Origin of the sequence: Pseudoalteromonas piratica, assembly GCF_000788395.1 — a bacterium.
In the GTDB taxonomy this organism is placed as follows: domain Bacteria; phylum Pseudomonadota; class Gammaproteobacteria; order Enterobacterales; family Alteromonadaceae; genus Pseudoalteromonas; species Pseudoalteromonas piratica.
Genome location: NZ_CP009889.1, coordinates 925,000 through 941,195, shown reverse-complemented (window position 1 = coordinate 941,195; position 16,196 = coordinate 925,000). Strand labels below are relative to the sequence as shown.

The 16,196-nt window shown below is 37.4% G+C and carries 12 protein-coding genes and 1 pseudogene; 6 read left to right on the top strand and 7 right to left on the bottom strand.

The window, feature by feature from the left end:
* Position 1: 1 nt before the first annotated feature.
* A complete protein-coding gene (locus tag OM33_RS18980) occupies positions 2-2,251 on the top strand; it encodes an NAD(P)-binding protein (protein ID WP_040135946.1) in 2,250 nt (749 codons plus the stop codon).
* Positions 2,252-2,276: 25 nt separating this feature from the next.
* On the opposite strand, the gene OM33_RS18975 is transcribed toward OM33_RS18980, so the two are convergent.
* The 4 genes from OM33_RS18975 to OM33_RS18960 all read right to left on the bottom strand — a co-directional run bounded on the left by OM33_RS18975 (position 2,277) and on the right by OM33_RS18960 (position 5,306).
* A complete protein-coding gene (locus OM33_RS18975) occupies positions 2,277-2,879 on the bottom strand; it encodes a response regulator transcription factor (protein ID WP_040135945.1) in 603 nt (200 codons plus the stop codon).
* Positions 2,876-3,955, bottom strand: coding sequence for a sensor histidine kinase (locus tag OM33_RS18970; protein ID WP_040135944.1), 1,080 nt, complete (start codon positions 3,953-3,955; stop codon positions 2,876-2,878). The genes OM33_RS18975 and OM33_RS18970 overlap by 4 nt, the downstream gene beginning before the upstream one ends.
* A gap of 1 nt (position 3,956) precedes the next feature.
* Complete coding sequence (locus OM33_RS18965; protein WP_040135943.1) at positions 3,957-4,529, bottom strand: DUF7010 family protein; 573 nt, start codon at positions 4,527-4,529, stop codon at positions 3,957-3,959.
* Positions 4,530-4,601: 72 nt separating this feature from the next.
* On the bottom strand, positions 4,602-5,306 hold the full coding sequence (locus OM33_RS18960) for a tetratricopeptide repeat protein (RefSeq protein ID WP_040135942.1): 705 nt from the start codon (positions 5,304-5,306) through the stop codon (positions 4,602-4,604).
* Positions 5,307-5,566: 260 nt separating this feature from the next.
* Between OM33_RS18960 and OM33_RS18955 the strand changes: the two genes are divergently transcribed.
* Both OM33_RS18955 and OM33_RS18950 read left to right on the top strand, forming a co-directional pair.
* Complete coding sequence (locus OM33_RS18955) at positions 5,567-6,445, top strand: diguanylate cyclase domain-containing protein (RefSeq protein WP_052141185.1); 879 nt, start codon at positions 5,567-5,569, stop codon at positions 6,443-6,445.
* A 448-nt stretch (positions 6,446-6,893) separates the two neighbouring features.
* A pseudogene (locus OM33_RS18950) lies at positions 6,894-8,271 on the top strand (class II fumarate hydratase).
* A gap of 48 nt (positions 8,272-8,319) precedes the next feature.
* Here the strand turns inward: OM33_RS18950 and OM33_RS18945 are convergent.
* The 3 genes from OM33_RS18945 to OM33_RS18935 all read right to left on the bottom strand — a co-directional run bounded on the left by OM33_RS18945 (position 8,320) and on the right by OM33_RS18935 (position 14,557).
* Positions 8,320-11,085 (bottom strand): methyl-accepting chemotaxis protein, encoded by a 2,766-nt coding sequence (locus tag OM33_RS18945; protein ID WP_040135941.1) that lies wholly within the window; start codon positions 11,083-11,085, stop codon positions 8,320-8,322.
* Positions 11,086-11,264: 179 nt separating this feature from the next.
* Positions 11,265-12,365 carry a branched-chain amino acid aminotransferase gene (locus tag OM33_RS18940; RefSeq protein ID WP_040135940.1) on the bottom strand — a complete coding sequence of 367 codons (1,101 nt, stop codon included), beginning with the start codon at positions 12,363-12,365 and terminating at the stop codon, positions 11,265-11,267.
* 164 nt (positions 12,366-12,529) lie between these two features.
* Positions 12,530-14,557 (bottom strand): S9 family peptidase, encoded by a 2,028-nt coding sequence (locus OM33_RS18935; RefSeq protein WP_040136994.1) that lies wholly within the window; start codon positions 14,555-14,557, stop codon positions 12,530-12,532.
* A 141-nt stretch (positions 14,558-14,698) separates the two neighbouring features.
* On the opposite strand from OM33_RS18935, the gene OM33_RS18930 reads away from it, so the two are divergent.
* From OM33_RS18930 to OM33_RS22180, 3 genes are all read left to right on the top strand, one after another.
* Positions 14,699-15,136 carry a hypothetical protein gene (locus tag OM33_RS18930; RefSeq protein ID WP_040135939.1) on the top strand — a complete coding sequence of 146 codons (438 nt, stop codon included), beginning with the start codon at positions 14,699-14,701 and terminating at the stop codon, positions 15,134-15,136.
* 163 nt (positions 15,137-15,299) lie between these two features.
* Positions 15,300-15,683 (top strand): YacL family protein, encoded by a 384-nt coding sequence (locus tag OM33_RS22185; protein WP_052141184.1) that lies wholly within the window; start codon positions 15,300-15,302, stop codon positions 15,681-15,683.
* A 17-nt stretch (positions 15,684-15,700) separates the two neighbouring features.
* Positions 15,701-16,180 carry a hypothetical protein gene (locus OM33_RS22180; RefSeq protein WP_199922551.1) on the top strand — a complete coding sequence of 160 codons (480 nt, stop codon included), beginning with the start codon at positions 15,701-15,703 and terminating at the stop codon, positions 16,178-16,180.
* Positions 16,181-16,196: the final 16 nt, after the last annotated feature.

The window sequence follows — 16,196 nt, the reverse complement described above, 5'->3', positions numbered from 1 at the left end:
CATGGCGAAAGAAAAAATTGTGATTTTAGGCGGTGGTGTATCAGCAATGACTGCTGCTGTGTATTTAACCGATGATGATAACTGGCAAGATAAATATGATATCACCGTTTATCAGCAAGGTTGGCGCATTGGTGGGAAAGGTGCAAGTGGCAGAAACCCTTATCTTGGTCAGCGCATAGAGGAACATGGGTTACATGTGTGGTTTGGCGCTTATGTTAACTCTTTCAAAACAATCCAATCTGTCTATGATAAATTAGCACGTCCGGACAGTATGCCACTAGCCACATGGCAAGAGGCGTTCAAACCCCATAGTTACGTTGTTTTACAAGAGCTTATTAATAACGAATGGCAAACTTGGCCTGTTGATTTTCCAGAAATTCCAGGTAATCCAGCAGATGGCACCTTAGATTTACACTTTTGGGAAATTGCACGGCTGTTGTATTTTTGGTTAAAAAAATTCATTAGTGAGTTAGAAGATAAAGCTGACTCTCTCAATAAAAAGCGTGATATTCACATTCCAGAAACAGAAGAAGAACAGGGTTTATTTGGCCATTTCATTGATGAAGTTAAAGAAAAGGTTGATGATATTAAAGAGGAGTGGCATGAATTTAAAGACGATGCAGAACACTCTCTTGAACACTTTTCAAAACATATTAAAGTCACACTCAGCGAATTAAGCTATTTCTTTGACAAACGGGTAAACGATAAAAACTTATCGAATCACAAACACCCATCTGCAATTCAGTGGCTTGTTAGACGTTTTAAACGTTGGCTAAATGAAGAGTTTGCAGATTTACTCGAAGACAATAGTGAAATACGACGATTATATATCTGCGCTGATTTAGCGCTCGCGATGATGGAAGGGTTAATTGAAGATAAGGTGTTTGAACGCGGTTTTGGTGCCATTAATAACTTGGACTTTAGAGCGTGGTTATTGAAACATGGTGCAAATGAACAGTTTTCTGTGGACTCAGCACCTGTTCGTGGTTTTTATGATTTAGTATTTGCTTATGAGAACGGTGACTTTAGTAAACCGAATGTTGAAGCTGGTGTCGCAGCTCTAGCAATGCTGAGATTATCACTGTGTTATCACGGTGGTGTTATGTGGAAAATGCAAGCAGGTATGGGTGACACTATTTTTAGCCCAATTTACGAATTACTCATAAAGCGCGGTGTAAAGTTTAACTATTTCCATCAAGTTGCCGACCTTACACCAAGTGATGATAGTGGAGCCAATAGTTTTATTGACCAAATTACACTTACAGAGCAGGTGAGGTTAAAAGCAGATACTTATCACCCTTTAGTAGATGTAAAAGGCCTACCATGTTGGCCATCATTCCCCCTTTATGAGCAAATTGATGACCAACAAGCAGGCTTATTAAAACAGAACGATATTAACTTAGAGAGCTTTTATAGTAATTGGCCTGAGGTTTATCAAAATCATTTTGGCCACTCACTGCCCCAATTAGTGCTTAAGCGTGGTGTCGATTTTGATAAAGTCATATATGGTATTTCAGTTGCTAGCCTGCCTCACTTATGTGAAAAATTATTGTTAAAAGACAGTTCTTTGGCACAAACGGCTGAAAAAGTTAAAGCAGCAGCAACCCAAGCATTTCAGTTGTGGTTAGATAAAACACTGGATGAAACAGGCTGGGCGTATAGCCCTAGCAGTGGTGAACAGCCGATATTAAGTGGCTTTAGTGAACCTTTTGATACCTGGGCATCAATGGACCAGTTAATCAATAAAGAGGATTGGCATGAAGGCATTGAACCAAAAAATGTAGCCTATTTTTGTAGTGCATTTACACAACAAGACTACCCAGATAGTAGCCAGACCAACTTTCAACAGCAATGCAATGATAGGGTCAAGGAAAACAGTATTTTCAAATTAAAACAGCAGATGCACCCACTTTGGCCAGATATAGCTAAACAAGGTGAATTTGATTGGCAAGCACTGATGGATCCAACCAATGGCTCAAACGAATCACGTTTTAATAGCCAATATTGGCGAGCAAATGTGGATCCAAGTGAGCGGTATGTTATGTCTGTCGTTGATTCAAGTGATTATCGCTTACCTACAGATGGTACGGTATTTAATAATTTTTATATTACTGGCGATTGGATCAAAACGGGTGTAAATGCTGGCTGTGTTGAAGCTGCGGTTATGGCAGGCATGGCGACGTCACGTGCGATCTGTGGCTATCCTCACAATATCAGTGGTGAGTTTGGTTTTGACCCTGATGAACAATAAAAGTTAACGACAACCAAGGCTGGTACTATAACCAGCCTTTTTGTTGTGCAATGCGCGCAGCATCGACACGATTAACAGCGTTAAGTTTGCTGATGGCCTCAGATAAATAATTTCGAACAGTACCCTCAGATAAATATAGTTTTGCTGCAATATCATGGGTTTTCAGTCCATCTCCAGCAAGTTTAAGGGCTTTTCGCTCTTTATCATTAAGTGGGTCAGTATCAGATAGTGCAAGCAAAGCAAGTTCGGGATCAATGACCTTTTTGCCAAGGTTCACTGATTTAATTGCATTAACAAGCTGTTCTGAAGGGGCTTCTTTCAAAATAAACGCATACACACCTGCATTTAAAGCGCGTTTAATATAACCTGCTTTTGAAAATGTCGTCATAATCATCATTTTCAAATTGGTATTACTTTTTTGCATTGCTTCAGCTAGCTCTATGCCAGTCATGTTTGGCATTTCAATATCTGACAGCACAATATCAATAGCATGATTTTCTAAAAATGAGATCGCAGAGTTACCGTCTTCAGCTTGTCCTACGACATTAATAAATGGGTCTAAACCAATGAGTGTGCTGATTGCTTCTCTCACCATTTGCTGATCTTCGACTACAAGTACATTTATCATGTTAAATCCGTTTTAAAAGTAATGGCTAAATTAAAACCATTTTTATTGCTAACAAATATTTCACCGCCAAGCGCTTCAATGCGTTGTTTGATGCCATTAAGTCCATTACCGCTGGTAAATGTTTTTACACTACCATTATCACAAACGGATACGTTTTTTTCGTCAATATTGATTGTTACAGTATTGCCATTGCTATGGCGTAAAATATTAGTGCTTGCCTCAGTAACAATAAGCGACAGTGCATTCTGAATAGCCTGTGATGGATTATCTAAATGATTATTGATAGAGACCTTAAAGCCATTTTGAGTTAAATCCTTTTCAATTATGGCTAGCTGCTCATTGAGCTGAAATTGCTTCATGTTGGTGACTGCTTGGCGGATATCAGAAAGCAGTTCACGGCTTAGACTTGCAACCTGTTGTATCTCATTTTGTGCTTTTTGAATTTGATCACTTTCAATTAATTTTTCAGCCAGTTCGGCTTTTAATGCAATTGACGATAAACTATGACCTGCAAGGTCGTGGAGATCACGTGCAATTCGTTCACGTTCAGCAATCATGGCAAGGTGTTCAATTTGCTGTTGGCTTTTTGCTTCAGTTAATTGATGCTGCCTTTCGCGACGCTCTGCACGGCCCATAAAATAAAGACCAATACTGGTAATTAATGCAGGTACAATATAGTAGAGGTCGATTAAGTTAAATAAATAGGCTGATAAAGCTATGCCAAGTAAAACCCCAGTTAGGCCTTGTAACCCTTTATTCCTTCGAAAGTTAAAGCCACAAAAATAACATGCAAAACCAAATAATGCTTGCGTACCAGGGGTAATGTAAGCGCCAAACGTTGCTAAACACACAATTGAAAAAACAGGTACAAGGGCATCTTCCCCTTTAGCATTCACTGCTTTGACATAGCAATAGATAAAAGCGAGGTAAATTACCACCATCACAAAAAGAGTGATTGGTGTAAAGTGCTGAAAACTGAATATTAAAGGTAAAAAATAAAAGCTAGAGAAAGCCAAAGGCCCCCATACCCAGTATGATTTCCCTTCGACAGCCAGGCTTTGTTTAAAGTTATCCATCTTAACCCACGTTTACCGTTGTTGAATTAGAATGCTGATGTCTTTGCCAACGTATATATAATTGATAAATACTAATTAAATAGATAACTACAATAGCAAAAGGGAGTACAACAAATCTATGCTCAGGAAATAAATACCATAAAATAACAAGAGAAATAGTACGTACAACGGTATGTATAAAGCCTACTGGATGTTGTAATGTCCATGACAGTGGTAGCCACATTAATCCGGATATGACACCAACACTGAGAGGTATGGTCGTATAATCTAATTGCGCCATAGGGATAACTAGCGCGTAACCCATTAACGCCATAATGACAGTACTTAGGAACAAATTATCAAATGGATTGCGCTCAGACTTTTTTACCAATAATTTTTCATTGGTAATCTTCGAAACACCAATACCGATGTAAAAGATCATGCCTGTCCCAATAAAGGTAATTAGCCCCAAGTACTGTGTTTCAATGAACAGACCAAGTATTCCTAATGTGAACCACACTGCGCAGCCTGCAATAGGCATTGCGAGCATCTTTTTCTGTTTAAATTCTTCGCGATATTGTTCTAACGATTTCATTTTATAGCCTCCTGTTTACTGGGTAGAAAACTACCCAGAATGTTAATTAATGGTTACTTAAGATCTATTTAGTTAATTTTGATTACTATTAATCAACATTGCCGGCCATGCATAATCAGGAGCAAGTTGTAGAGATGTATGCCAATCAGCAAGGGCACTTTGGGTATCATTAAGAGCTAAGTGAGTGAGGCCTCGCCAAACAAATGCTTCTGCCTGTCCCCATTGATAATCGACGTTTTCGTCTATTTGATAATGTTGAATGGCGTTATTCAGCGCGCTTAAAGCCTGCTGTTTACTGCCACCAAATAATACAGGTGTATTATAGGCTGCAATGCCCTTAATTAAGTGCGCGCGCGGATTGTCTTGATTAATTTCAAATGCAGTATTGAGTGCGTTAGTTGATTTAATTCCGTAGTAAAAACCTGACACTGGCTTTATAGAAATTCGATAGCCATAAACTTGAGCTAACAAAGCGTTTGTTTCACTTTGATCAGCACTGTTAGTCTCTGTTGTTAATAGTGACTGAGCCTCATCCAATAACGTCAAAGCTTCAGAAGTGTCGCCAGTTATGTTTTTTGCAATGGCTAGACGGTAACTGGCAAGTGCTTTATCAAACCCCTGCGATGTTTGTTTTAGCTGTAAAAGAGAATCTATATCATTTTGTTGTGATGCACGTTCGATTTGATCGACGTTGTCTTGAGCTGCTAACACATAATTAGATGTGAATGCCGTTGCTGAAATAAGTAACACACTGAGCTTTTTAGTAAATAAATACATATCCATTTCCTTTTATCTTTAATGACTGACCGAGTTATTCGGTACAAATACAGTGTGATTTAAAAAGAAATAGCTTGTTAGAGACCTTTGTCAGTAAATAAGCATGACAATTGTCATAAATTAATTCGTTAATCCCCAGAATTGTAATAACAATTTAATTTATAAAGCTAACTATTCTAATATGTGCGAAAAGGAATTTAATCAGTTGACTATACTTATGATGCTTAGCAGATTAAGTCTCTGTCACTACGAGAAGAAGTATGTCGAATCAAACAAAAGACAAAACGATAGAACAACTTAAACTTGCATTGGATGCAGTACCTTGTTACGTCTACATCAAAGATATAAATTTACATTATATTTATGCTAATAAAATTACCCGAGATCTATTTGGTTTAAGTGAACAGGAGGTAGCAGGTAAAACCGATTATGATTTTTTTAAAGTAAAAACTGTAGAGCAATTAAGGAAAATAGATAACGCTGTATTGGCAGGTAAAAGCAGTAAAGAAGAAATCACTACCCACGATAAATTTAATAATACAAAGTACTTCATCGAAGTGAAAACCCCTATTTATGAAAATGAACAAGTGATTTGTTTGTTGGGGATTTCAACTGATATTACAGAGCAAAAAGAACTTGAAAACAAAGTCACATACCTTTCACTGACAGATGCGCTCACCTTGTTACCAAATAGACGACATTTAAATGAGCACTTTAAGCAGTTTAAATCTCATAAAGAAAAAACTAAATATTCCGCATTGTTGTTTATTGATTTAGACAATTTCAAGCCGATTAATGATACTTATGGTCATGATATTGGTGACAAAACCCTGAAAATTATTGCTAGAAGACTACAATCAGACTTACGCCAAATCGATTTTGTGGCACGTTTAGGGGGCGATGAGTTTGTTGTACTTCTTGAGTTTTTAAATGAAGACCAATTAGCTGCAGAGAAATACACAAAAGAAGTTATTGAACGTATAAAAAATCATCTAATGAAAGTAATCACCATTGATTCAAATAACTTTTCAGTATCTGCAAGTATTGGTTTTGCACTATTTAGTGAAGACAGCCAATTAGAAGATGTATTACAACAAGCAGATAATCTAATGTATCAAACTAAAGAGAACAAACTGTAGTGATAACTATTTGCATTTGCGAGGGTGTTGTATTAAATTTCTATTATTGATAATAATTATCATTAATAGAAATAAATGTTTGTGATCTACATACTCAGTATTCTCAAAATTTGAATAAGCTATACCACTGTTCAGGTGCTAAAGCCTATCATGTTTTAACAAATCTAGTTGAAAGTGGGTTTGATATCGTAAAACGTTATGAACAAACTCAGAACATCATATTACATGAGCTTTTTCTAAGGCGAGTATTTTTCGATTTACTCAATGCAATTAGTGACCCGTTAATTAACATCTTTATCAGACGCATGTGTTTAGATTTTTTACATAAACCTTTGCTTGCACTGAAACGATTTTATAAAACAACCCATGGAACACTTAATCGTTATTACAAATTAGAGACTGAGATGCGGACCATAAGTTTTGAATATTTAAGTTCAGAGAAATGAATATGACTGATTTTAGAATTGAAAAAGACAGTATGGGTGAACTAAAAGTACCTGTAAATGCATTATACCAAGCTCAAACGCAACGGGCAGTTGATAATTTTGCGATCAGTGGTATCACTATGCCTGCTTGGTTTATCCAGGCTTTAGCTTATGTTAAGTCTTCTGCAGCAGTTACCAATAATGAATTGGGTCATTTACCTAGTAATATTAGTGATGCAATTGTTAAGGCCTGTGACTCTATACTGACAGGAGAATTTGATGATCAATTTCCGGTGGATGTATTTCAAACTGGTTCGGGCACCAGTTCAAATATGAATATGAATGAAGTGATTGCGACTATGGCATCAAACAGTTTAAATGTGCCTGTTCATCCTAATGATCACGTTAATATGGGGCAGAGTTCAAATGATGTTATACCTACTACAATTCAGGTGAGTAGCTGTATAGGCGTTTATTACCATTTATTACCTGCTGCAAACCATTTAATAAAGACCCTTAACCAAAAAAACCAAGAAATAGGGCATATTTGTAAAACAGGGCGCACACACTTGATGGATGCAATGCCTATCACTTTTGCTCAGACGCTCGATAGTTGGAAGAGCCAAATTGAATGTGCTATTAGTGGGATTAATAATGCTCTGGAGCGTGTAAAACCCTTAGCTCAAGGTGGTACAGCTGTGGGAACAGGAATTAATGCTGATCCTAAATTCGCAGCTAAGTTCGCTCTTAATTTAAGCAGTTCAGTTGGCATTAGTTTCACTCGCAGTGATAATTTTTTCTACAATATGTTCACAAGATGCCATTGTTGCTTTGTCAGGACAACTAAAGACGCTAGCAATTGCGATTATAAAGATATCGAATGATTTACGTTGGATGAACTCTGGCCCACTTTCAGGTTTATCCGAAATAGAATTACAAGCCTTACAACCTGGATCGTCAATTATGCCGGGTAAAGTAAACCCTGTGATCCCAGAAGCGGCAGCAATGGTAGGTGCCCAAGTGATAGGTAATGACGCAACTATTACAGTAGCCGGGCAGTCAGGTAACTTTGAACTTAATGTAATGTTACCCGTGATTGCTCATAATATTCTGCAAAGTATTCATTTATTAACAAATACTTGCTACCACTTAGCTGACAAAGCAATTGCAACGTTTAAGGTGAATGAAGCACATATCAATTTATCACTGGATAAAAACCCAATATTAGTGACGGCATTGAATCCCGTGATTGGTTATTTAAAAGCTGCAGAAATCGCTAAAAAATCATACAAAGAAAAACGTCCTGTGCTGGATGTTGCCCTTGAAGAAACGGACCTTTCACGGGATGAGTTATTAATCTTACTCAATCCGCTTAAATTAACGCAAGGGGGAATTGGGTAAACAAAATAGGGTCAGTAATCACTGACCCTTTTTAATGAAACAGAGTAATTAGTGTGAAAATTTAGCCATCAAGAACTTAAGCTCGTTTGCTTGCTCAGCCATATGATTACTTGATGCATTAGCACGCTCTACTAATCCATTATTTTGTTGAATAATGGAATCCATTTGTTTAATTGCCGTATTAATTTGATTGATCCCGCTTGCTTGCTCCGCACTTGCATCGGCAATCTTAGCCATATTTTGTGACAGCTCTTTAATACCAGACACAATAGCTGCGAGTGTTTCACCAGATTGAGACACTAACTTCATTCCATGGTCTACTTTAACTGCGCTGTCATTGAGTAAACTTGCAATGTCTTTTGATGCATTTGCACTGCGTTGAGCGAGTGAACGCACTTCAGCGGCGACTACAGCGAAGCCTTTACCTTTTTCTCCCGCGCGTGCTGCTTCTACTGCAGCATTAAGTGCCAATAAATTTGTTTGAAATGCAATCTCATTGATAACTTCAATGATGCTGGATATTTGTGAAGAACTCGTGCTTATCTCTTTCATTGCATTAACGGTATCACCAACTAATCGACCGCCTTCTTGCGCTTGCTCATCAGCATTTGTGGCAAGCATATTAGCGACCTGCGCATTTTCGGAGTTTCGACGCACTGTTTCGGTGATTTCATTCATTGACGCTGTCGTTTCTTCAATCGATGCAGCTTGCGATTCAGTTCGACTGCTTAAATCATTAATACCCAGTTTAATTTCATCAGCTGAACCTGTGATATGGGATGCTGTTGAGCTTATTTGTTTTACAAGAGCAGAAAGGTTATCAACGCTAATGTTAACCGCTTGCTTTAAGTCGTCGAACTCACCACTGTATTGCCCATTAACTGTTTTTGATAAATCACCGATGGCAAGCGCTTGCATTACTTCTTTACATTCTTGCAATGGCTGGGTAATAGCATCTAAGGTGTCATTAAAACCAATAATAATTTTGGCAAAATCTCCTTGGTGATGCTCGCCATCAGCTCGTTGGTCAAGTTGTCCATTAGATGCAGCTTCTACTAATACATTGGTATCAGTTATTAAGCGCTCTATTGCACGACAGCTGGTTTGTAAACTTTCTTTAACTTGTAGGAAGTCGCCTTGGTAATCATCACTAATATGGTTTGGAATTTTGCCGCTGGCAATTTGATTTAAATACTGTGACGTTTGATTTATTGGTGTGACAATCGCATCAAGTGTTTCATTTATACCACTGATTATTTTTTGATAATCGCCATTATGTGCATTTGCATCAGCACGTTTTGATAACTCGCCCATGCTTGCACTTTTAACGATATCATTTGTATCTATGATTAACCGATTGATAGCGTGACACGATTTTTCAAGACTTTGCTTTATTACTAGGAAGTCTCCTTGGTAATCTCCTTCGATTTGCTTCGGTACTTGGCCGTTAGCAATTAATGTTAAATAGTTTTGTGTTTGATTGATTGGTTTTACTATGGCGTCAAGCATTTGATTAATGCCACTTCCTAAAGTCAGCATAAAACCACTGAACTTATCACAATCAATTCGTGTCTCGAGCTCTCCTGATACAGCTGCGGTAATTATGCTATCAACTTGTTGCTCAGCAAGTCGTTGTTCTGATAAATCAACAAACTCATAGACAATGCCGATTTTTTCACCAGTGTCATTAGATACAGGTCCTGCAATCAGTGAAAATGTCGTATTTTGGTAGTTTAATTCAATCTCTATTTGTTGTTCAGGTGCTAATAACAAGGTTTGGTAATTTGGTTGGTTATCAAATAAAACATTACTAGATGAATTCAGTAAGTTATTAGCGTCAAATTGTGGCTGAGAAGATTTAATATTGTTTGAGTGGTTATTAAATAGTTGGTAGCACTGTCGATTCGCGTAAATTACCTGATTGTTAACATCGCAAAGTAATACAGGGGTAGCCACATTATCGAGTGCTTGTTTAATTCGGCCATTTATTTTCGCTAAACGCTGTTGTTCTGCTATTTGTGCGTTTAACTTGTTATTAGCGTTATTTAAATTAGCTTGCATGCTATCAAGAGCAGTTAACAACAAGCCGATTTCATCACGTTGATGACCATTAATTTGATTATCTAAGTTACCTTTTGCTATTTCACCTGCGATAGAAGCTGCTCTGTTTATCGGTCTAGTAATTAATAACTGTATAAAACGAGTCAGCAATATGATGGTGATAATGGTAATGATTGTTAAACCAATAAAGGTGTTACGGATCAATTTGTCTTTTTTGGAAGATAATCGTTGGGTTTCATTTTTAGCTATTTCGTTAATTTGAGCACTCAATGTATTTAAAGCACTTACTACAGGGCGGTCGATTCCTTTTACGGCGAAATCGCCTTTTTGGGTATTAAAGTCTGATGTGCGAAAGGCAATCAGCCCATCCCTATAAAGTCTGCCTAATTTTTGGTGTTGTTGTTCAAGAGTTGCTATTTGTGAAATTAAACTCGATGGTAGGTATCGACGAGTTTGCAATTGTTGCAGATATTGCTGTACATCATTTTCTCGGTCTGTAAAACGTTTTAAATACTTGTCGTATTGTTCAGCATCATGACCTCGAATAAGAATGTTCTTCCATTCTTGCACCTGAGTTTTAAAGTTAGCTAAAACTAAATTAACGTGCTCTCGTGCATCCAGTTCTTGATGAATTACATTATCAAAATCTTTGGTTAATTCGCGCAAAATTAAAACAGATACTATTGCGCCAATAAGCATCGAAAGTAAGCCACAGATAACACCAGTCATTAGTTTAGCTTTTATTGATTTCATGATTCGTCCCTGAATGTGACAAAAATATTACAAACTGATGATAAGTGTAGTAAAAAACACCCTTACCAGCAAAGTTTATTAACCAATAATTATAGCTAGAATACTGAAATTAATATGAATTTTATGAATTAATTTGAAGTTGCTCATAAAAGCAACTTCATTTTTGAAAGTAAGGGGGGCTAATTGATGCGTTTAACAGGCATTAGCCAATTAGCTGGTGCGTTTTGTCGGCCTTGTTGCAAATCGCTGTAATATTGATTCAATAGCTTTGTTTTACTACCAATTTCACCTGTACCAACTGTGTAATGTTCACCATTATCCAAAATATAGTGACCAACGGATGCAGTAACAGCCGCAGTACCGAACCCACCGGCTTCGATAATGTCACCATTTTGAATATCATTTAAAAATGATGAAATTGAAATCTTTCGCTGAACTGGTGTTAAACCACACACGGTTTGCAGTTCATTGCTCAACGATAGTATCGATTGTGATGTAATTGATTTTAAAATAGTGTCAGTAAATTCAGGTATTACAAGTTCACCTGTACGGGTGATGTGAAAATGATTCATTGCGCCAACTTCTTCAAGATACGCATTGGTGGCATCAAGATATAGCACCTGATCAGCTCCAACAGAGCTAGCATACTGTTGTGCACGCAGTGAAGCGGCATAATTACCAGCGGCTTTGGCAGCACCAGTTCCACCACTCACCGCGCGGTGATATTTTTGTGTTATCAATAACTTTAACGATTTATCCATCCCTTTTGCGTAATAAGCACCACTTGGGCTTAGCATCACTGCAAAGGTATAGGAGCTACTCGGTCTGACAGATAAACTATCATCTGTCGCAAACATAAACGGGCGAATGTACATGGATGCACCAAGAGTTGTTGGAATCCAAAGGCGCTCAACATCAAGCAATGCATTAATGGCGTTTAATTGCATTTCAACAGGAAGCTGAGGCATTGATAAGATTTCAGCAGATTGATTTAAACGTTCACAGTTTTTATCTAATCTAAATGTATAAATCTCGTTATCTTGGTGCAAAAATGCTTTTGCACCTTCAAAAATAGACTGACCATAATGCAGTGCCATAGCCCCTGGTGCTAGTTGTAAATTTTGATATGGCACGATGCGCGGGTGAACCCATTCACCATTTTGAAAATCCATTAAGAAGATATGATCCGTTCTTAGCTGACCAAATCCTAGTTCAATATCTTTTTCAAGAGGCTGAGTTCGGCGCAGCTGCGGTGAGAGTAACTGGTAGTCTATATTCATGATTATTTATATTCGTTGATGATTGTCGCATGGTGAAGCTATAAACATTATAAATCAAGGGTAAATAATCTAAATAATGCAATTTTTGTGTATAAAGTTGTTTTAAAGTGTTTAAGCATAAAAAAAGCCAGTCGAAACTGGCTTAAAATGGTTGGGAAAATGGGTTAGTTATTGTATTTATCGAACCATGCCAAAGTGTGTTCGATTTTACTGATCATACGTGACGGTTTACCTGCAATACCATGATACGCGTCAGGAATTTTTATCAGCACAGAATCAACTTTTCTAAGTTTTAGCGCTTGATAATATTGCTCTGTTTCCGCCATTGGAGTGCGTAAGTCTTTTTCGCCGGTAATTAACATGGTTGGTGTAGTAACATTGCCAACTAACGACAGGGGAGAACGTTGCCAATAATGTTCGACATGTTCCCAAGGCATGCCCGGGAATTGAGTGGGTATTTGACGTAAACCGCTGTCAGCGGTTAATACTTTACTAAGCCAATTTATCACAGGTTTTACAACAACTGCTGCAGCGAAGCGATCAGTAAGCCCAATTGCATATGCAGTTGCGATGCCTCCAGCAGAGCCACCTGCAATAAACAGTTGGTCTTTATCAATAAACCCTTTTTCAATCATTGCATCGACTCCTGAATTATGGTCGGCAAAGTCTTCTTTTGACGAATATTTATACTTTAATAACATGGCGAATCGCTCACCATAGGAACTGCTACCGCGATGATTATCATAAAATACAACATAACCTTGTGCAGCGTAACGTTGTAATTCAGCAGAAAAATGTGGGCCATAGGCTAGGTGAGGACCACCGTGAATTTCGAGTATTAAAGGGTATTTTTTCTTAGGGTCAAAATTGGGCGGAGTAATGTACCAGCCTTGTATTGCTTCACCATCAAAAGAAGAGGTGTAGTTTATTTCATGTACCTTGCCCAGAGTACGGTGATTGAGTAAATCGTGATTAAGCGATGTAAATTGGCGCGTTTTACCTTTTAAAGACACAGTTGCTACATCAGCAGGTTGATTGGCATTACCATAGGTAAATACAATATCACCTCGATAATTAGCAGAGAATTCTCCACTAATATAAGGTCGCCCTAAGGTAGTACCAGAAACACTGTCGGTTAAGTCTTTTAGCTTCCCGCTGGTAGAAATAGACGCAATCTTTCGTTTGCCAAAATCATCATAGCTTATTGCGAGTGTGTTTTTATCAATCCACATTGGCGATACAACTGAACGATCAAAGTCAGGTTTAATCGCTTTCGTTTGCTTAGATTGCCATTCCATAATGTGTAATTTGTTATTACGGTAAGGGTTGAGCTCATTTGAACTGTGTAAATAAACCAGCTTTTCACCATTTTCAGAAAATTGGGGACTGAACTCTCTACCTGGTGATTGAGTTAATTGGGTTAATTTTTTAGTGGCTATATCAATTTTAAATAAATCGCCCTCTAACGTTTTATATTCCCAATCCGTAAGTCTATTAGCAGAAAATACGATTGATTTACTGTCTTTTGTCCAGGTTAGCTTCCCTTTATGGTGATAGTTTCCTGATGTAATTTGTTGTGCTGTACCACCTTCAGAGGGCAGAATAAATAATTGATTATATCCAGGTTTAATTAGACCTTTTCCATCAGCCTGATAATAGGCGGTATCGATAACGATCGCGGGTTTTGCCCAATTGGCACCTTTAGGTGCTTTTGGCATTTTTGCTATTACGCTTGGCTTTTCATGGACTTTTTTACTAAAAGAAAGCCAGTTTCCATCAGGTGACCAGGTCAGATTTGAAATACTAGATTGTAGTTGACTGACCATTGCTGTGCGATTTTGCTTTAAGTAATGAACATGTATTTGTGATTTTCCAGATAAATTACTGATAAATGCAATGCGATCCCCTGATGGTGACCAGACAGGGGAAGAATATTGGTTGTTATCGGAAAATAATGGCGTTAGCGCTCCCGACTTGGTGTTTATTAACCACAAGCTTTTATCTGTTGCATCACGCATAACATTATTACTATTTCGCACAAACACGATATGTTCGCCATTGGGTGAAATAGTGGGGGAAGATGCATATTCTAGATCGAATATGTCTTTTGCTTGAAAAGTTTCAGCAACACTCGGGGTAGCATAAAGTACGCAAGCAGATAATAAAACTAAGGGTTTTAAATAATTAAACATCTTTGCCTCAGGCCATTGGGTATTTAAACCACCATAACTGAGATATGTCATCTAAACAGCTGATTCAAGACGAAACATATAATTTAGTAGACAAGTGGCACCATACTTATCAAGATAATGCGTGTTTTTAGGGAGTAAATAATGGAACAACAAAAAGTAAACTTATTAGAAAAGGAATACTTTCACTTGCAAACCTTGGTTGAGAGTTTTGATGCGAAGTCATTGACCATTAAGGCATGGAGCGTATCTCTAGCAATAGCAGTACTGAGTTCAGGCGCTTTTAGTAAGACAATAAACGTTTTTCTATACGCAGCTATGGCAGCATTATTATTTTGGTTAATTGAAGCGTATTGGAAGACATTTCAAAACGCAAATTACAAGCGAATAAGAGAAATAGAAGACTATTTAAATGGTACACAACAAGAAATAGACTGTTTGCAAATTTGTACCTCTTGGTCAAAAGAATACAATGTTCTTGGTAGAAAACAATTTTACACTGCTTTATTTTGGCCCCATGTAGTGTTACCACATGGCATTATGTTTATTGGTTTTACTACTTGTTATCTATTTCTGATGTAAAAGAACACATCATACTGATTAATGCTGGTTAGTAATCGAAGCAGTGGCGTTAAGTAATGTCAAAAAGGTTAGGTAGCATAATTGGTGCTAAATAAATTCAATGGTCGCTGTAATTAGGTTTACACAGTACAATTCACACATTATTTGTAAATGTGAATAACCCATGGAATACCAATTTATTAGAGATCCTATTGATGGATTTCGCTTACAAATCTCTGATGAGCATACTAATATTGCTCGTTGGCTAGTTGAAGAAACGCCATTAACCAGTAATGACATAAGCCAGTTAATAACCAATATCAAGCAACAAAGCCAAACATATCATCATGATTTTCAGATCAATGGCAAAGAAATGGTGCTTTCTATCTGTAATGGGGAAGTGGCAATAAAAACTAATCTTCATGCAATTAGCGAGTATGAGTCTGATCGTTTTGACCAAGAGATGTTAAGTGTTGATACAGCAACAGATTTGTGTGAATGTGGCTTAGATGATTTTATCAGTCTATTAGAAGATTGGCATGATTTCCTGAAAGAACATCGTGCTTAAAAATGGAGAATTTAGCTATGAAAAAAATAATCAGTTTAGCAACGCTATTGTTTTTATCTGCGTGTGGCGAAACGGAACAAAAACAACAACCAGAAACTCAACCTGAATCTAATACACACTTAACAGAAAAAGTAAAAGAAGGGGTTGTTGAAAATAAACAAACTACAATTCCAGATGTTAACAACGAAACCATGGATACCCTTAAACAATCAATATCTCAGGCGCTTACTGATGTATCCTGTGATGATTCTAGTCAATGTTATGTGATATCCACGGGGTCAAACCCGTGTGGCGGTGCTAGTGGTTATGCTGTTTTATCTTCTAAAACATCAGATCGAAAAGCGGTAGAAAAATCTTCACAAGAAATTATTCGTCTTGAAAAAAGCAAACATGCGTTAGAAGGTACAATGGGAATTTGCCAACATTTGGTGAAACCGCAAGCGATGTGTAGTAGCAATCAATGTATCGCGGTAGAAGGGTATAAAGAAGTTTATTAAAAAAGAAGAGGAAAGT

Excerpts from the sequence above, each read along its gene's own strand:
- OM33_RS18980 (WP_040135946.1), top strand. The coding sequence starts at position 2 with ATGGCGAAAGAAAAAATTGTGATTTTAGGCGGTGGTGTATCAGCAATG.
- OM33_RS18975 (WP_040135945.1), bottom strand. The coding sequence starts at position 2,879 with ATGATAAATGTACTTGTAGTCGAAGATCAGCAAATGGTGAGAGAAGCA.
- OM33_RS18970 (WP_040135944.1), bottom strand. The coding sequence starts at position 3,955 with ATGGATAACTTTAAACAAAGCCTGGCTGTCGAAGGGAAATCATACTGG.
- OM33_RS18965 (WP_040135943.1), bottom strand. The coding sequence starts at position 4,529 with ATGAAATCGTTAGAACAATATCGCGAAGAATTTAAACAGAAAAAGATG.
- OM33_RS18960 (WP_040135942.1), bottom strand. The coding sequence starts at position 5,306 with ATGTATTTATTTACTAAAAAGCTCAGTGTGTTACTTATTTCAGCAACG.
- OM33_RS18955 (WP_052141185.1), top strand. The coding sequence starts at position 5,567 with ATGTCGAATCAAACAAAAGACAAAACGATAGAACAACTTAAACTTGCA.
- OM33_RS18945 (WP_040135941.1), bottom strand. The coding sequence starts at position 11,085 with ATGAAATCAATAAAAGCTAAACTAATGACTGGTGTTATCTGTGGCTTA.
- OM33_RS18940 (WP_040135940.1), bottom strand. The coding sequence starts at position 12,365 with ATGAATATAGACTACCAGTTACTCTCACCGCAGCTGCGCCGAACTCAG.
- OM33_RS18935 (WP_040136994.1), bottom strand. The coding sequence starts at position 14,557 with ATGTTTAATTATTTAAAACCCTTAGTTTTATTATCTGCTTGCGTACTT.
- OM33_RS18930 (WP_040135939.1), top strand. The coding sequence starts at position 14,699 with ATGGAACAACAAAAAGTAAACTTATTAGAAAAGGAATACTTTCACTTG.
- OM33_RS22185 (WP_052141184.1), top strand. The coding sequence starts at position 15,300 with ATGGAATACCAATTTATTAGAGATCCTATTGATGGATTTCGCTTACAA.
- OM33_RS22180 (WP_199922551.1), top strand. The coding sequence starts at position 15,701 with ATGAAAAAAATAATCAGTTTAGCAACGCTATTGTTTTTATCTGCGTGT.